Origin of the sequence: Mucilaginibacter hurinus (assembly GCF_003324525.1) — a bacterium.
GTDB classification, from domain to species: domain Bacteria; phylum Bacteroidota; class Bacteroidia; order Sphingobacteriales; family Sphingobacteriaceae; genus Mucilaginibacter; species Mucilaginibacter hurinus.
In genome coordinates this window covers 195851-212435 of record NZ_QGDC01000003.1, presented here as the reverse complement: position 1 = coordinate 212435, position 16585 = coordinate 195851, and the positions used below count along the sequence as shown (strand labels likewise).

14 protein-coding genes are annotated in these 16585 nt (G+C 43.4%); 10 read left to right on the top strand and 4 right to left on the bottom strand.

All coding sequences use genetic code 11. The annotated features are described in order from the left end of the window. The first annotated feature begins 144 nt into the window (after positions 1–144). Positions 145–558 carry a response regulator gene (locus DJ568_RS06740; protein WP_114004498.1) on the top strand — a complete coding sequence of 138 codons (414 nt, stop codon included), beginning with the start codon at positions 145–147 and terminating at the stop codon, positions 556–558. Here the strand turns inward: DJ568_RS06740 and DJ568_RS06735 are convergent. Continuing rightward, positions 555–1325, bottom strand: coding sequence for an MBL fold metallo-hydrolase (locus DJ568_RS06735; RefSeq protein ID WP_114004497.1), 771 nt, complete (start codon positions 1323–1325; stop codon positions 555–557). The genes DJ568_RS06740 and DJ568_RS06735 overlap by 4 nt on opposite strands. Positions 1326–1433: 108 nt before the next feature. On the opposite strand from DJ568_RS06735, the gene recJ reads away from it, so the two are divergent. Continuing rightward, positions 1434–3134: a single-stranded-DNA-specific exonuclease RecJ gene (gene recJ, locus DJ568_RS06730; RefSeq protein WP_114004496.1), complete on the top strand. Its 1701-nt coding sequence runs from the start codon at positions 1434–1436 to the stop codon at positions 3132–3134. A gap of 244 nt (positions 3135–3378) precedes the next feature. After that, positions 3379–4215: a KPN_02809 family neutral zinc metallopeptidase gene (gene ypfJ, locus DJ568_RS06725; protein ID WP_114004495.1), complete on the top strand. Its 837-nt coding sequence runs from the start codon at positions 3379–3381 to the stop codon at positions 4213–4215. A gap of 102 nt (positions 4216–4317) precedes the next feature. Here ypfJ and DJ568_RS06720 read toward each other — a convergent pair whose 3' ends face one another. After that, the gene (locus tag DJ568_RS06720; RefSeq protein WP_114004494.1) at positions 4318–6135 is read right to left on the bottom strand and encodes a serine hydrolase domain-containing protein; all 1818 of its coding nucleotides are present in this window, start codon (positions 6133–6135) and stop codon (positions 4318–4320) included. Positions 6136–6324: 189 nt separating this feature from the next. On the opposite strand from DJ568_RS06720, the gene mutL reads away from it, so the two are divergent. The 6 genes from mutL (at position 6325) to DJ568_RS06690 (ending at position 13441) form a co-directional block, all read left to right on the top strand. Beyond that, positions 6325–8181, top strand: coding sequence for a DNA mismatch repair endonuclease MutL (mutL, locus tag DJ568_RS06715; RefSeq protein ID WP_114004493.1), 1857 nt, complete (start codon positions 6325–6327; stop codon positions 8179–8181). Positions 8182–8206: 25 nt separating this feature from the next. Next, complete coding sequence (locus DJ568_RS06710) at positions 8207–8935, top strand: rhomboid family intramembrane serine protease (RefSeq protein WP_114004492.1); 729 nt, start codon at positions 8207–8209, stop codon at positions 8933–8935. 36 nt (positions 8936–8971) lie between these two features. Next, entirely contained in the window at positions 8972–9832 is an 861-nt protein-coding gene (locus DJ568_RS06705) for a rhomboid family protein (protein ID WP_114004491.1), read from the top strand. Next, the gene (locus tag DJ568_RS06700) at positions 9829–10935 is read left to right on the top strand and encodes an endonuclease/exonuclease/phosphatase family protein (RefSeq protein ID WP_114004490.1); all 1107 of its coding nucleotides are present in this window, start codon (positions 9829–9831) and stop codon (positions 10933–10935) included. The genes DJ568_RS06705 and DJ568_RS06700 overlap by 4 nt, the downstream gene beginning before the upstream one ends. Positions 10936–11004: 69 nt before the next feature. Continuing rightward, complete coding sequence (gene cysS / locus DJ568_RS06695; protein ID WP_114004681.1) at positions 11005–12465, top strand: cysteine--tRNA ligase; 1461 nt, start codon at positions 11005–11007, stop codon at positions 12463–12465. Between the two features lie 103 nt (positions 12466–12568). Beyond that, positions 12569–13441, top strand: coding sequence for a Cif family virulence factor (locus DJ568_RS06690; protein WP_114004489.1), 873 nt, complete (start codon positions 12569–12571; stop codon positions 13439–13441). A 112-nt stretch (positions 13442–13553) separates the two neighbouring features. Here DJ568_RS06690 and DJ568_RS06685 read toward each other — a convergent pair whose 3' ends face one another. Both DJ568_RS06685 and DJ568_RS06680 read right to left on the bottom strand, forming a co-directional pair. Next, positions 13554–14516, bottom strand: a complete 963-nt coding sequence (locus tag DJ568_RS06685; RefSeq protein WP_114004488.1) for an AAA family ATPase — start codon at positions 14514–14516, stop codon at positions 13554–13556. A gap of 4 nt (positions 14517–14520) precedes the next feature. Further along, complete coding sequence (locus DJ568_RS06680; protein ID WP_114004487.1) at positions 14521–15894, bottom strand: peptidylprolyl isomerase; 1374 nt, start codon at positions 15892–15894, stop codon at positions 14521–14523. A 163-nt stretch (positions 15895–16057) separates the two neighbouring features. Between DJ568_RS06680 and DJ568_RS06675 the strand changes: the two genes are divergently transcribed. Beyond that, a complete protein-coding gene (locus tag DJ568_RS06675; RefSeq protein ID WP_114004486.1) occupies positions 16058–16585 on the top strand; it encodes a hypothetical protein in 528 nt (175 codons plus the stop codon).

Below are 16585 nucleotides of genomic sequence, written 5' to 3'. Positions count from 1 at the left end.
CGATGCAGGCTGTTACTCATAAAAATCTTGTTTGGGCAGAAACATTTTAGATTTTTGCACGTATAGACAAGTGTTAACTGACAGACCCTTTACAACTTTTAAGAATATAACCTTTTTTTTATAGCCGCCGTATAAAACATCAGTATGAATATAACTAGCAAAACTATAAGCGTTCTATTAGTTGACGATGATGAAATTAACAACTTCATTTCAATAAAACTAATAAAGAAAGCCATATTAAATACAGATATATCCGCTTGCCTGAACGGAAGATTTGCTATTGACCAGCTTTTAGCCAAAGACCCTAACGACCTACCTGATTACATCCTGCTGGACATTAACATGCCTATTATGAACGGATGGGAGTTTTTGGATGAATATAACCGTTTAAATATTGATCCATTAAAAAAGACCAAGATTTATATTATTTCATCGTCGGTTTTCAGCAACGACATAGCCAAAGCGAAATCATACCCGCTTGTGCAGGATTTCATATCGAAGCCGCTTAACGTTGAACGTATAAAAGAAATATTTGGGTTAGAAGAAGCAAATCGCTAAACCGGGTTCACCTCAAAGTGATCATCCACCAAATTAACAGTGCCTGCGGTTATTTTTTTAGCATGATAAAACAGGCATTGCCAATTTTCGGCAGCGGCCCTTTTACCATATTCTTCGCGTAGCTCCGCAGCTTTTTGCCCGTCGTAGTCATATTTAGCCACAAAGCGGCGCAACAGCTGCTCTGGCTCGGGGAGCTCATCTCCACCAAAAAATACCTTTTGTCCGGCATCTTCAATTAAAAATACCTGGTGGTAAGGGCAATGCCCCCCTGAAGCTTCGTAACTTATTCCTGCTTTTAACTCGCCGCTGCCGTTAGTAAAACTAAACTTTGCGTTGTTGTTTAAAGCTTCAAATATTTCTTTGTGGTACGACGACCCTTTACCTGCCAAGGCTACATCCCATTCAGCTTGCTGCACAACGTGCAAAGCTTTTGCAAAGCTTGGCTTCAGTTGCCCACTGCGCTCTACAACCAGTCCACCCGAATGATCGTAATGTAAATGCGACATCAGCACCAGTGTAACGTCATCAGGCTCAAAACCAGCATTGCGGATGTTTTGGTGCAGGTGTAGCTCATCACGGGTGTCTTTAAAGCCCAAACCTGCGTCAATGAGGATCAGGTCTTCTGCGGTTTTTACTAAAAACGGGTTCACGTGTATAAAAAGTGAACCGGGCCGGCTTTTCCTGTCATCCGTTTGCGGGTCAAATGGTATGAATTTTTTGGTAGCATCGACTGAATAAGAGCCCTCGCCAAGTGTGTGTATTTCCATATTTTATACTGGTTAGCGCCGTAGGGGATCAAATACAATGAGAAAACGCCATACGCCGTGCGCCATGCAAAAAAACTGCTATATTTACTGTTTTACGCGGTAAAGATAATGAATAAAAGGTGGCATGTAAGGCTGAAGGCAAATGATCAGGATATACTACGGTTAGCTGCCGAATTAAACATCCCATTATCATTGAGTAATCTGCTCCTTAGCCGGGGCGTTCAGGGCTTCGAGGATGCCCGTCACTTTTTCAGGCCTGACGAGCGGCACCTGCATGATCCATTTTTAATGGCTGATATGGAGCCGGCTGTCGAGCGGATTGAAACAGCCGTTGAAAATAATGAGAAGATATTAATATATGGCGACTATGATGTTGACGGTACCACAGCTGTGGCAACTGTGTACGGGTTTTTTGAAAAACGCTACGCGAACATAGATTATTACATTCCCGACCGTTATAACGAGGGCTACGGCATATCTACACAGGGTATCGATTTTGCAAAGGCCAATGGCTTTAGCCTGATCATCGCTTTAGACTGTGGCATAAAATCAACCGACAAAGTTGAATACGCCAACACATTGGACATTGATTTTATTATCTGCGATCATCACACCTGCGGCGAAACCCTGCCAGCAGCGGTAGCTGTACTTGACCCTAAACGACCGGATTGTAACTATCCCTACAAAGAGCTATCAGGCTGCGGTGTGGGCTTTAAGCTGATACAGGCGTACGCCCAAAAAAATGATATTCCATTCGAGGAAGTATTTGGTTATGTAGACCTGGTAGCTATAAGCATTGCCTGCGATATTGTACAGATTACCGGGGAAAACAGGGTGCTGGCATACTTCGGTCTGCAAAAAATTAATACTAAACCTTGCATAGGTGTTAAAACCCTTATGGAGGTAGCGGGCAAAACAACCGGCTATACCATTTCTGATATAGTTTTTAGCCTTGGTCCGCGCATAAATGCTGCCGGCCGTATAGATGATGCAAAGCACGCAGTGCAACTGCTGATTGCTTGTGACGAAAACGTGGCTTTGGAAAAAGGATTACTTATCAACGTAAAAAATGCCGAGCGCAAAGGACACGACCTTTCTATTACAGACGAAGCCCTTAGCATTATAAGCAGCAGTGATGAACTTATTAACCGTAAATCCACTGTAGTTTTTAACGAGAACTGGCATAAGGGTGTAATTGGTATTGTAGCCTCGCGCCTTACCGAAAAATATTACCGGCCAACCGTTGTATTAACCCGCAGCAACGGCCACGTAGCGGGTTCAGCACGCTCAGTATTAGGCTACGATCTTTACGAAGCTCTGTGTGGTTGCAGCGACCTGCTTATACAATTTGGGGGGCATAAGTATGCTGCCGGGCTTACCATGAAGCCGGAAAATGTAGAATCTTTTATGGCGCGCTTTGAGGAAGTAGTAACGGCTACAATTACCTCCGAGCAGCTTATCCAGCAAATTGAGATAGACGCGGAACTTGAACTTAATGAGATAGATGCGCGTTTTTTCAGGATATTAAGTCAATTTGCTCCATTTGGCCCCGGCAACATGGCTCCGGTATTCTTGTCAAAAAATGTACAGATAGCGGGTACCCCGTTGTTAGTGGGCAGCAACCATATCAAAATGAGTGTTGTACAGCCCGGCTCACCATCCTTCGAATGCATCGCCTTTAATCACGGCGAATGTTTGCATCAACTTAAACGAGGCGTTCCTTTTGATATCTGCTACAGCATTGAGGAGAATGTGTGGCGGGAAAAAAGAAATATCCAGTTGAACGTAAAAGGGATAAGATGTAAGTAATTACCTCAAGTTATGTTGCAGCGGTACGGTACTTATCACGTCGCTGATTGTAAACTTAGACCGTAATATCTATACCTCATGTTCGCGTACACCTGCTCCAGCATGCTCAAAAACAAATCAAACGACAGGCAAAAAACGGCAGTCACGGTTACCCGCCTTTTTTATAGTTATCTTGATATACAACCTTTTCACGTTTTTAATGTTACACAAAAAAACACCCTCTTTAAGAGATTAGGAAATAACTATGAAATGGCTTGGCAGACGCGAAAGCAGTAATACAGAACAAAGCAGCGGCGGACGTGGTATCGCAATGGGAGGCGGGCTTGTCGGCATTATTGCAGCCGCTATTTATTTTTTTACAGGGATAGACCCCTCCCAATTACTTAACCAGGTACAGCAGCCGCAAGAGCAGACAAATACTCAGCCCGGAAGCGATCCAAATGATCCGCAGAAGAAATTTGCCCGTGTAGTGCTGGCTGACACTGAAGATATATGGAACAAAATATTCAGTGAAATGGGTAGTACTTATGAAGAACCTACGCTGCATTTTTTTGAAGGCAGTGTTAATACCCAGGGCTGCGGCTTTGCACAGTCGGCAACCGGTCCGTTTTATTGCCCCGGGGACCGCAAATTATATCTCGATCTTACTTTTTTTGAGGAATTAGAAAACCGCTTTGGTGCTGCAGGCGATTTTGCGCGGGCATATGTAATTGCGCACGAGGTTGGCCATCACGTGCAGCAGTTGATGGGTACGATGGATAAGCTCCAGCGGGCCCGTGGCAATATGAGCGAGACCGAATACAATAAATTATCTGTTAAACTTGAACTGCAGGCCGACTTTTACGCAGGCGTGTTTGCACACTACGAACAGAATACCAAGGGAGTATTAGAGCCGGGCGATATAGAAGAAGCGCTTAATGCTGCCAACCAGATAGGCGACGACCGTCTGCAGCAGCAAGGCCAGGGACATGTAGAACCCGACAGCTTTACCCATGGCACAAGCGCACAGCGCCAGTATTGGTTTAAAAGGGGTTATGAAACTGGAGATTTGCGGCAAGGAGATACGTTTAGCGAATTGTAACCCATTTATTTGCTAAAACTGGGCAAATAAAAGGATTTACAATAAATTTCCTGTTTGAGACACCGTGCATAAGTTGCAATAACTAAGCCTGTCATGCCCTCCTTACAACCCTTTTTCAATCGCTTTGTACACCACATCCTGTATACGCGGCCTTATCTGTAAACTTGACAGGCGATTGCTTACTTTAGGGTAAACCCTATTTGAAAGGAATACATAAACGAGGTTGTATTTCGGATCAACCCAAACGCAGGTGCCGGTGTAGCCTGTATGGCCGTATGTTAGTTCGGAGGCCATGGAAGATGGATAATTACGCGTTTCTATAGGATCCCAACGATCAAATCCAAGCCCTCTGCGGCTAACGGCCGATTGTTTTGCAGTAAATTGCTCTACGGTTGCAGGCTGAAAATATTGCACACCACCGTACGTACCGCGATTCAGTAACATTTGATTAAGAATGGCCAGGTCGTTAGCGCTGGCAAATAAGCCGGCATGGCCGGATACCCCACCCGCAAGCGCTGCACCCTGGTCATGTACATATCCGTCAACCAGCGTGTGCCTGAAATAACCGTCATCTTCCGTAGGGACTATTTTATCTGCCGCGAAGTAATTGCGCGGCAAAAAGCCGGCGGTTTGCATACCTAATTTATCGTAAAACTCCTTTTTTACATAGCTGTTCAACGGCTGCGCTGTAACGGTTTCAACAATCTCCTTCATAAAATACATGCTCAGGTCGCTGTATACGTACTGGAAACGGGCACGCAATCCGGTATTCAGCATCGTAGTGAGCATTACGTCTTTATAATAATCTTTACGTGCAAAATAACCGTCGGCTACTTTGGTAGGGAAAGCCGCCGATGAATCACTGCTATAGTCGGACGGTCGTATCCTGTCATGGAAAGGAATGTAAGGAACCAAACCGGCCTGGTGTGTCATTAGATCCCGCAAGGTGAGGTTGGCTTTATTAGTGCCCCGTGCAACGGACACATAACTTCCAAAGGTGGAATCAAGGTTGAGTTTGCCCTCTTCAACCAATTTCATCACCTCAATGGTGGTAGCATTTATTTTGGTTACAGATGCTACGTCAAAAATATCAGTAGGTTTGGTCGGCTGCTCAGCCTCATAGGTATGGTATCCGTAAGCTTTGTTAAATATTACCTTTCCATCTTTGGCTACCAAAACTACGCATCCGGGGGTAGCTCGCTCACGAATCGCTTCGGCCGCTATAGCATCAATCTCTTTTAAATTTACTGAGTTTATTCCAGCAGCTTCGGGTATGGTATACTGCAACCGTATTTTACGGGTAGCAAAGCCGGTGTTAGCCGCATATTTTACCGAGAAGTTACGTGCTAATTTATGTTCAAGTGCCACGCCGCCAAATATGGCCTGGGCAGTAAAACAAGCAGAAACAGGCGTTACTTTTTCTGACCATATAACCGGGGCGGTTATGTCATCCATTATACCCAGCGAGTTGCCATTGCCAAATAAAGCTATAACCACTTTTTTTAATTTTTGGTTAGACCTGATAAAATTAAGTAAAGCCGGGTTTCTGATATCTGCATCGGTAACCTGGATGATAAGGGTGTTGTAAAATTTAAGGTCTTGCGTAAGTTCGCTAAGGCTATTACGGCCTAAATACTTCTGTCCCTCAAAGGCCCGCACATTTGTATACTTATTAAGAAGGCTATCAAATACTGTGCTGTAGGCATGACTAAAATTAACACTGGCTATTTTGAGCGAGTCGAGCTTTTGAAGGGGGATAAGATATGCCTCATTGTTTAGCAGAACGGTAGAGTTCTCTGCCTGTTTTTCTTCGTTAATGTAACTCACAGCATTAGCCGGCATTTGTTGTCCGCAGGCAGAGTTGAATGAAGCTATTAGCAGGAAAACAATCGACAAGATGTCACGGTGGCTTTTTCTCATATATATAACAACGGATATTTTCTAAAATTATTTATCGTTCTGACTATTCACCCGACTCATTATCATATAAAAAGCGATTTCATTTTACAGTACTGATCAATTCTGCACGGCGTGAATAAAACAAACCGTAAAGTTATGCCGTCAAATATTTAATTTAGCATCGTTAACGAAAATAGGGATTATTATTACATGCCAGATATTATACAACTTCTGCCGGATGCCGTTGCAAACCAGATAGCAGCCGGAGAAGTGGTGCAGCGGCCGGCTTCGGCGGTGAAGGAATTAATTGAGAACGCGATAGATGCCGGGGCCGATAAAATACAGTTGATACTTAAAGATGCCGGTAAGTCGCTGATACAGGTTATTGACAATGGATGTGGTATGAGCCTTACGGATGCGCGCATGAGCTTTGAGCGCCACGCCACCTCCAAAATCCGCAAGGCTGATGATCTTTTCGCCATACGCACTATGGGCTTCAGGGGCGAAGCGCTGGCTTCAATAGCGGCCATAGCGCAGGTGGAACTTAAAACCCGCAGGCATGAAGATGAACTGGGGACTTGTTTATTTATTGAAGGTTCAGAGGTATTGAAACAGGAGCCTTGCTCAACCAATACGGGAACCTCTATAGCAGTTAAAAATTTATTTTATAATGTTCCTGCCAGGCGTAACTTTTTAAAAAGCAACCCGGTAGAGATGCGTCATATTATTGATGAATTTCAGCGGGTGGCATTAGCTAATCCGCAGGTGTTTCTTACCTTGCATCACGACGGGCAGGAAGTATATCACCTGCCGGCGTCGGGTTTAAAACAACGGGTGGTGCATTTGCTTGGGAATAACTATAACCAGCGGCTGGTACCGGTTGAAGAAGACACAACCATTATTAAGCTGCATGGGTTTGTAGGCAAGCCCGAGTTTGCGCGCAAAACCCGCGGTGAGCAATTTTTTTTTGTAAATAACCGCTTTATTCGCGATGCCTACCTGAACCATGCAGTACTCACCGCGTTTGAAGAACTGCTTCCTGATGAAAGCTTTCCGTTATATGTGCTGTTTATTGATATAGACCCGGCGAAGATTGACATTAACGTGCATCCTACCAAAACAGAAATTAAATACCAGGACGAAAAAGCGATTTATGCGATTATCCGCTCGGCGGTAAAACGCTCTTTAGGCAAATACAATATAACCCCTACGCTTGATTTTGACCAGGAGAATAGCATCGGGCATTTGATTACCGAGAAACCGTTAAACGAAATAACACCGCCAACAATAGCATTTAACCCTGACTTTAACCCATTTGCGAGCGAAAAAAGGGCAGATAGAGAAATACCATTTTTACGCAGCACAGGCGAGCACCGCTCAAACCCGATACCCCAGAACTGGGATACACTATATCAGATAAGTAAGCGCGAGACCGTAGTACAGCATGAAATGCATGAAGAAAAAAGCATATCAGTTGACGAACAAGATATCAATAAATCCAGCGAAAGGCAGTTGTTTCAGATACATAACCGGTTTATTTTATCACAGATCAAGTCTGGCTTTATGCTTATCCATCAGCAATGGGCGCATGAGCGTGTTTTATATGAGCGTTTCCTGCTGCAGCTTGAAAATCATTCTGGCCTGACCCAGCAAAGCCTGTTCCCGCAGTCGGTTACACTAAATACGGCCGATTTTGAGTTATTAAAAGAACTGTTGCCCGATATTAGGGCATTGGGCTTTGATATAAGAGAGTTCGGCAAAAACACTGTAGTAGTTGAAGGCATCCCTGCCGACCTGAACAACGTGGGCGAACACGAACTGCTGGAGCATTTGCTTGAAGGTTTTAAAAACAACCAGGCTATTTTAAAGTTAAACAAACGCGATAACCTTGCACGGTCGCTGGCCCGCAACGCGGCCACAAAAACCGGCGCAAAACTATCGCTGGACGAAATGAACTTGCTTATAGACCAGCTTTTTGCCTGTCAGATGCCTAATCTGGCGTTGAACGGCAAGCCGGTTATCAGTACATTTACTATGAATGAACTACTTGAACGATTTGAAAAATAGACCTTAGGGCTACAACACAGTTAATATGCAATCACCTTTAGCTAATATTTCACCGGTCGTAAAAAACCTGCTTATTATAAATATAATCTTTTACATAGCCATGCTTACCCTGCCGGGGCTTGAAATGGTTAGGTGGCTTTCTGCATTTTATTTCGACTCACCTTTTTTCCGTCCGTGGCAGCCCATAACTTATATGTTTATGCACAGTCCGGATACTTTCATGCACATATTCTTTAATATGTTTGCTTTGGTGATGTTTGGTACTATAATAGAGCAAACCCTGGGCTTCAAACGTTTTGTAGAGTTTTATTTCATTACCGGTTTGGGTGCACTGGCGTTGCACATGGCCGTGCAGGCTTATGAGATATACTCAGTATTAGGCCAGTTTACCATACCCCGAAATTTTTCAACTGAACTCATCCAATCTTTAACAGATAAAGGCATCAGTGCGGCCGAGGTGCAAAGCCTGGGCAGTATCTACGGCACACCTATCCTTGGCGCATCCGGCGCTATATTCGGCATTTTGCTTGCGTTTGCTTTTTTATATCCAAATGTCGAGCTTATGATTATGTTTATACCGGTGCCGGTAAAGGCAAAATACGTTGTGCCGGTGTATATGCTTATTGAATTATTTTTGGGCGTCCGCCAGTCAGCAGGCGACTCAGTGGCGCACTTTGCCCACTTGGGCGGCGCTTTATTTGGTTTTATCCTGTTAAAAATATGGGGATATCGAAATTCAAAGAACTTTTTTTAAGTTAAGTCCGTTATTGAACTATAAGGGACATTTACCATGACACTCTGGCAAAACATTACACATCAAATGCTGCGCACGCGCAGTAAATTAGGCTTGCTTATAGGAATCAATGTTATTGTTTTTCTGGCCATTAATATCCCTTCGGTTATTGAGCAGTTGTTTTTTCTGCATAACTATGTTTACGTTTTTACTGTTAAATATCTTTCGCTTTCGGCAAACCTGCCCACTCTGGCAGCACGTTTCTGGACACCCTTTACCTATATGTTTATGCATGCGGATGTATTTCACATCTTGTTTAATATGCTATGGTTATACTGGCTTGGGAAGATTTTTGAAGAATACCTGGGACATAAACGCACCCTTGGCCTATATATATTGGGCGGATTGGCGGGCGGCTTTCTATACGTTTTGTGCTACAATACTATACCCGCATTCACCAGTCTATCGCCTGCACAGGTACGCCCGGTAGTAGGTGCTTCAGCCGGCGTTATGGCCATTATTATCGCTACCGCAACATTACAGCCCAATTATACCATTAACCTGTTTTTATTTGGCCCGGTGAAGCTGAAATGGCTGGCTATATTTTATATTGTTATTGATTTTTTAAGCACCGCGGGCAGTAACGCAGGTGGCAGCATAGCTCACCTGGGCGGCGCGCTTATGGGCTTTATTTATATTAAACGGCTGCAAAGCGGCAGCGACTGGGTGGGCGCGTTAACCAAAATTTTCAGGCGCCGTACCAAACTTAAAGTAGTTTCCACTCATCCTGAAAAAAATGTTTACGTAAAACCACGGCAGGACGAAATTGACCGTATATTAGATAAAATATCGCAGTCGGGCTATGATAACCTTACCCGGCAGGAAAAAGAGATATTATTTCGCGCCAGCAAAGAATGAAGGCAAAAAAAAGGAAATTTAGTTTTATCGATCGCTTTTTTTTATGGATAAACTATCTGCTGTGCGCCGCCCTGCTTATCAGTTACCTTGCGCCAATAATTAATCCGGCCAAGTTTTGGCCGGTAGCTTTTTTTGGTCTTGCTTACCCGCCGCTACTTGTTTTAAATATAGTGATAATTCTGTATTGGGTACTGCGGAAACGGGCTTGGTTTGCCCTTTCGCTGGTTATAATTCTTATAGGTTATAATGTACTTTTAAACAACATTGGGTTCAGGTCTTCCCGGTACAGCACCTCAAATTCAGCCGCTATTAAATTGATGACTTATAATGCGCATAGCTTTAAGCCCTATGGTTATCAAAATGATATTGCTACCAAACACCAGATGCTTACACTGGTAGAAGGGCAACAGCCGGATATTATCTGCTTCCAGGAATTTTTTACCCGCAAGAGGGGCGAATACAACCTGCTCGATTCAATGCAGAGGATTATGAAGAGCAGGCATTATTATTTTGAGCCCTTTCATGTAAGCAGTGCCGAAGCGATAGGCATGGCTATTTTTTCAAAATATCCTATCGTAAATAAGGGTTTAATAAAGCTTTCGGCTGAGGTGAGTGATAATCAGTGCATTTTTGCGGATGTAAAGAAAAACGGCCGTACGCTTCGGGTTTATAATGTACACTTGCAATCTATCCGTTTCGGTCCCGAAGATTATCAATATCTTGATACGGTATCAAAAAGGGGTAAAACCGACCTTACTTCGAGCCGGAGACTTGCCGGAAAGCTAAAAAACGCGTTTATAAAACGCAGCGAACAAGTGTTTAAAGTAAAGGCTCACGCCGCACTTTGCCCCCACCCGTATATCATATCCGGCGATTTTAATGATACCCCATCATCATTCGCGGTAAATACTATGGCTAAGGGATTAAAAAACGCTTTTCGTGAGCAAGGGTCGGGATTGGGGCGTACCTATAACGGTAACTTCCCCAACTACCAGATAGACTATATTTTGACCAGCCGTGACTTTGACGTAACTGCTTATAAAATTATCGAGAAAAAATTATCAGATCACTACCCGTTATACACCGAAGTGGTGCTAAAATAGCTGTTTGCAGCATGTAAAAAGTATCAGCCCCGCCGGCAGATGTTGATGGGGTTTTGTAAGTTTGCGCACATGAAACAAAATTTATTTGTTTATAATACATTAACACACAAAAAAGAAGAATTTAAGCCGCTTGCACCACCCCATGTTGGCATGTATGTTTGCGGACCCACAGTTTACAGTGATGTGCACATGGGAAATTGCCGTACTTATATTTCTTTCGATCTTATATTCCGTTACTTGCAGCATATAGGTTACCAGGTGCGGTATGTACGTAATGTTACCGATGCAGGCCACCTTGAAGGGGATACCGATGAGGGAGAAGACAAAATCAGCAAAAAAGCTAAGCTTGCCCGCCTTGAGCCTATGGAGATAGTGCAAAAATATACCGTTGGTTTCAGAGAGGTAATGAGCACTTTTAATACTTTACCGCCCAGTATTGAGCCAACGGCTACAGGCCATATCATTGAGCAGATTGAGATGGTAAAAGTTATTTTAGAAAAAGGTTACGCGTATGAGGTTGATGGATCAGTTTATTTTGATGTAGAAAAATACAATAGCAGCCAGGATTATGGCGTGCTTAGCGGCCGAAACCTTGATGACCTGCTCACCAATACGCGCGCACTTGGCGGCCAGCAGGAAAAACACGGCAGGCTGGATTTTGCCCTCTGGATAAAAGCTAAACCCGAGCACTTAATGAAGTGGCCATCTCCATGGGGATTGGGCTTCCCGGGCTGGCACCTGGAATGCTCTGCCATGAGCCATAAATACCTGGGTGAGCAGTTTGATATACATGGCGGCGGACTTGACCTCGTACCTACGCACCATACTAACGAGATAGCGCAAAACGTAGCCTGTTGCGGCAAAACCCCGGCACGCTACTGGATACACACCAATATGCTTACCGTAAACGGGCAAAAAATGTCAAAGTCGTTAGGGAACAGTTTTTTACCCGGCGAACTTTTTTCGGGCGATAATGCTATACTTAACAAAGGGTATAGCCCCATGATGGCGCGTTTTTTTATGCTGCAGGCACATTACCGCAGCACGCTTGATTTTGGTAACGAGGCCATGGATGCATCCGAAAAAGGGTTTAAACGACTGATGAACGCCTTTGATTTACTTGGCGGCCTAAAACATAGTAACACCACTGATGTTAATATACAAATTTTAACAGACAAGTGCTACGCGGCCATGAATGACGACTTTAACAGTCCGGTGTTGATAGCCGAGCTGTTTGAAGCATCGCGCATCATTAATTCGGTGCATGATGGCAAGCTTAAGATAGATGCAACTAACCTGGAAATGCTAAAAAATTTGATGAATACGTTTGTACTTGACGTATTGGGATTAAAAAATGAGCACACTGAAAATGAAGCGCTGCCTAAAGTACTTGATTTTATTGTGAATTTGCGCAACCAGGCAAAAACCGACCGAGATTATGCAACTTCAGATAAAATACGGGATGGGCTGCAAAAAGTCGGTTTCCAATTAAAGGATAGTAAGGAAGGTACTACATGGAGCAAAATTTAATTTATAAATGCAGCACCATATAATTAATATTATACGTTTTACGTTTTAATGCAGATTAAAGGATACTGCCAAAAAACAGTACTTTAGCTGCCAACCCATAAATATGAAAAAACCATTATTAGCTGCTGTTTTACTAACCACGCTCAGCACAGCTGTATTTGCCCAAAAACCATCACTTGCCGAGGTAAAAACGGTAATAAATGCCGAAGAGAATTTTAAAAAACTGGTAGCGCGAAAAGGTATTAAAGATGCATTTTTAGCGGTTACCGATCCGGAAGGGATAGTGTTTAAACCTAATGCAGTTAAAATAACTGAATTTTATGGCAGCATTGCCAAACAGCCCGGCACTTTAACCTGGGAGCCTAAGGTAGCCCGTATATCTGCCAACGGCGACCTTGCTTTTACCGCCGGCCCCTACATTTATCACACCGGAAAAAGTGATGATGATAAAGTACATGGCGAATACGTTTCTGTTTGGCGTACAGATGCCCAAAATAATTTAAAATTACTAATTGATTTAGGTATACAGCATCCGGAGCCTGAACGCGAAATCATCCCTGATTTTAAGGAGCCCGATTCGGCTAAGATTTCATTGCCGAGCAAGGATCCGTTCAGCGGCAAAAATGTTATATTAATGACTGATAAGGCATTCAACCTGTCACTCACAAAATCAACTATAGGTAGCTATAAAGAATTTTTAGATCCCGAGGGACGCTATTATTTCCCGGGCTTTGAACCAATGACCGGGCAGGACCAGGTAATGCGTTTTGTTGAAAACCAGGCGTTGGATATTACAGCTGTAACAGTTAACGCCGGCCGCGCTGCCAGCAATGATCTTGCTTATAGTTACGGTACAGCACGCATTAAAAAAGGTGACATTGTAAGTAATTTTAACTACGTACGTATTTGGGAGATAGACAAAAACCTGAAATGGAATATGCTGCTGGAAATATTTTCAGCAGTTGAGAATGAATAGTTTGTTGTTGATCATGTGCGACATGCCGATCAAACACTGACAGAAAAAGAGCGCTTGTTATCAGGCGCTCTTTTTGTTTTAGTATTATACTTTAGATAATAATTACCTGTGACTAAAATAGTTGCCCGATGATGTCACCCGCAGTTAGGCCCTCGGCTTCGGCATGGTAGCTGCGTACAATGCGATGGCTTAATATCGGCCTGGCTATAGCTTGTACATCTTCAATATCCGGCGAATATTTACCATTAATAACTGCATGGCACTTAGCTCCCAAAACTAAAAATTGTGAGGCCCGCGGACCGGCACCCCAGTTTAGTAATCGCTTTACCTGCGGTGGAGCGAACTCGCCAGCAGGACGGGTTTTTGCTACCAGTTTAACAGCGTATTCAAGCACATTATCAGCTACGGGTATATTGCGTACCAATTGCTGAAATGCAATAATTTGAGCTGCATTTAATACCGGGGTTACTTCACCATTTGTAGTGCCGGTAGTATTTTTAACCACCTGCAATTCCTCGGCAAATGTAGGGTAGTCCAACTTTACGTTAAACATAAAGCGATCCAACTGGGCTTCGGGCAGGGGGTATGTCCCTTCCTGTTCAATAGGGTTTTGCGTTGCCAACACAAAAAAAGGCTGTGTAAGCTTGTGCGTTATACCCGCGGCTGTTACCGCTTTTTCCTGCATAGCCTCAAGCAGGGCAGCCTGGGTTTTAGGTGGTGTTCGGTTTATCTCATCCGCCAATATAATATTGGCAAATACAGGTCCGTGTATAAATTTAAAATTTCTGTCTTCTCCTAATATCTCCGAACCTATTATATCTGAAGGCATCAGGTCAGGCGTGAATTGTATACGTTTAAAATCAAGATGTAACGACTGCGCTACGGTTTGTACCAAAAGTGTTTTTGCCAGGCCCGGTACACCAACCAACAGGCAATGTCCGTTACTGAATATTGATATCAATACGTATTTTATTACCTCATCCTGCCCGATAATTACCTTACCGATTTCGGCACGCAGTTTTTTATATGCCTGGCATAAGGCGTCGGCAGCTTCAACGTCTGACCCGTATTGCATAATTTTAATTAGTTTGCGCTTGTGTCGCCGCACCGGTTGACCAGCCTTTTAATTGCGGACAGCTGGTGTAACCTTCATCTATTCTTATAAAGGTTTCTTTTCTTTTCCTTTCAAACCACTCGCTTACCGCGCGATTCATTTTTGACTGATATGCATATTCTTTAAGCTTCGGGAAATCTTTTTCCAAACTGGCCTTATGTGCGTCGGTCACTGACTTCAGGTACAATATTTTATAGCTCTTTTTATCTTTTTCGGTAAAAAGCTGGGGTTTAGATATACTGCCCACCTTCATCGTATCAACAACAAGGGCTATCTGCGGATCAAGCTTATCCGTAGGGATAAATGTGGTACGGTTTTGCACATCTTCCATATTCAGCATCATACCACCGTTAAATTTAGTATCCTTATTATCCGAATAATATGACGCTGCGCTAGAAAAATCGATTTTTTTATTGGTTTGCATTAAATTGTAAATACTGTCTGCCAGGTTTTTTGCCCTTGTCAAACTAGCGTCGGTAGTTGCCGGAACAATAAGGATGTGCCGTGTATGCACCTGCTCGCCGCGGCGCTCAATAACCTGTAAAAAATGAAACCCGAAGTCGCTTTCAAACACCGGCGATATTTCACCTGCTTTCAACCGGAATGCGTATGCCGAAAATTCCTTCACAAAGGTATTGCGGTCTGCAAAGCCTAAATCACCACCTTCGGGGGCTGAGCCGGGGTCTTGCGAATATAGCCGGGCCAATGATGCAAAATCTTCGCCTTTTTTTATTCTTGAGCGCAGATCTTCGGCCTTTTGCTTGTAAAACGCTTTTTCTTCTTTGGTCAACTTCGGTTGAAACACTATTTCACCTACTTCAACTTCCTTGTTAAATGTTGGTAAACTATCTTTCGGAATAGCGTCGTAAAATTTCTTGACGTCCTGCGGTGTAACGTTAAGCTTTTCAATAATTTTTTCACGCATACGCGATGCAACCATCTCTTCACGTATGTCAGGCCGCACTTCGTCTTTATACTGTAATATAGATCTGCCCAGGAAACCTTCAAGCCTTTCCTGGCCGCCGGCACGTTGTATTGATTGGCGCATACGGCGGTCAACCTCGTTATCCACCTCTTCTTCTTTCACCACAATACTGTCAATTATAGCCTGCTGGCCCAATAATTTTTGGCTCAGTAAATTTTGTAATATCTGGCATTTTATTTCATTGCTGGGCGGGTTGCCTTGCGCCAGGTACCCGGCATATTTCAACTCAACGTCTGATTGTAGTATCGGGCTGTTACCTACAACACCCGCAATTTTATCAAGCGTACGGGGCTGCGCAATTGCCGCAACGGTAAATAATATTAAACTAAAAAATGTTATTCCTATTTTTCTCATGTATCTCAATCTGCTAACTGCTACGGGCAACCGGTCTGTAAAACCTACGAATTTCGGTAAAAATTATCAATTATGGTGGTAAAATATGTTCGCCTGTTATTATTATGCTAATATGCTTATAAAGCGTTAAACCGTTTAGTTACTTTTGTTAAAATTTGTTAAAGTGAAAGTTGAAAATCCGGCCGCGTTTCGTTTTATTATGCAGGATGATTTGTACCTGCTACCCGGAGATATGCTAACCGTTAGCGGTGCGAGCGATACCGAAAATGTACCTGCCCCCATCTCGCCACCGGTTATAGAAACGCAAAAACCGGCATTTAATTACATGGGGAATAATCGGCAGCATTTTTTGGTGCTGGTATTTTACCCGGCGCACGAGTTTATGCATGACGCGCACTTAACAGCTTTAACCAACACATTAAGCAGGAAGGGTTTGGATATAGCGGATGTTGCTATTCTGAACCTGTCAAACTGTGCCGAAGCCGCGTTTGCAGAAATAGTTGAGCAGTTATCACCCAAAAAGGTACTTATATTGGGTAACGACATTTTACCCGCAGACTTGCCTGCATTAACGCTGAATAAGCCGGAGTTGGTTGGCGCTATTTTGATGCTGAAGACATTCGGTTTTGGTGAAATGATGGACAGCAACGACAAGAAAAAGGCTTTTTGGGAACAAGTAAAGAATTTTTAA

Coding starts and splice junctions, on each gene's coding strand:
- DJ568_RS06720 (WP_114004494.1), bottom strand. CDS start 6,135: ATGAGAAAAAGCCACCGTGACATCTTGTCGATTGTTTTCCTGCTAATA.
- ypfJ (WP_114004495.1), top strand. CDS start 3,379: ATGAAATGGCTTGGCAGACGCGAAAGCAGTAATACAGAACAAAGCAGC.
- DJ568_RS06700 (WP_114004490.1), top strand. CDS start 9,829: ATGAAGGCAAAAAAAAGGAAATTTAGTTTTATCGATCGCTTTTTTTTA.
- DJ568_RS06710 (WP_114004492.1), top strand. CDS start 8,207: ATGCAATCACCTTTAGCTAATATTTCACCGGTCGTAAAAAACCTGCTT.
- recJ (WP_114004496.1), top strand. CDS start 1,434: ATGAATAAAAGGTGGCATGTAAGGCTGAAGGCAAATGATCAGGATATA.
- DJ568_RS06690 (WP_114004489.1), top strand. CDS start 12,569: ATGAAAAAACCATTATTAGCTGCTGTTTTACTAACCACGCTCAGCACA.
- mutL (WP_114004493.1), top strand. CDS start 6,325: ATGCCAGATATTATACAACTTCTGCCGGATGCCGTTGCAAACCAGATA.
- DJ568_RS06735 (WP_114004497.1), bottom strand. CDS start 1,325: ATGGAAATACACACACTTGGCGAGGGCTCTTATTCAGTCGATGCTACC.
- DJ568_RS06685 (WP_114004488.1), bottom strand. CDS start 14,516: ATGCAATACGGGTCAGACGTTGAAGCTGCCGACGCCTTATGCCAGGCA.
- DJ568_RS06705 (WP_114004491.1), top strand. CDS start 8,972: ATGACACTCTGGCAAAACATTACACATCAAATGCTGCGCACGCGCAGT.
- DJ568_RS06680 (WP_114004487.1), bottom strand. CDS start 15,894: ATGAGAAAAATAGGAATAACATTTTTTAGTTTAATATTATTTACCGTT.
- cysS (WP_114004681.1), top strand. CDS start 11,005: ATGAAACAAAATTTATTTGTTTATAATACATTAACACACAAAAAAGAA.
- DJ568_RS06740 (WP_114004498.1), top strand. CDS start 145: ATGAATATAACTAGCAAAACTATAAGCGTTCTATTAGTTGACGATGAT.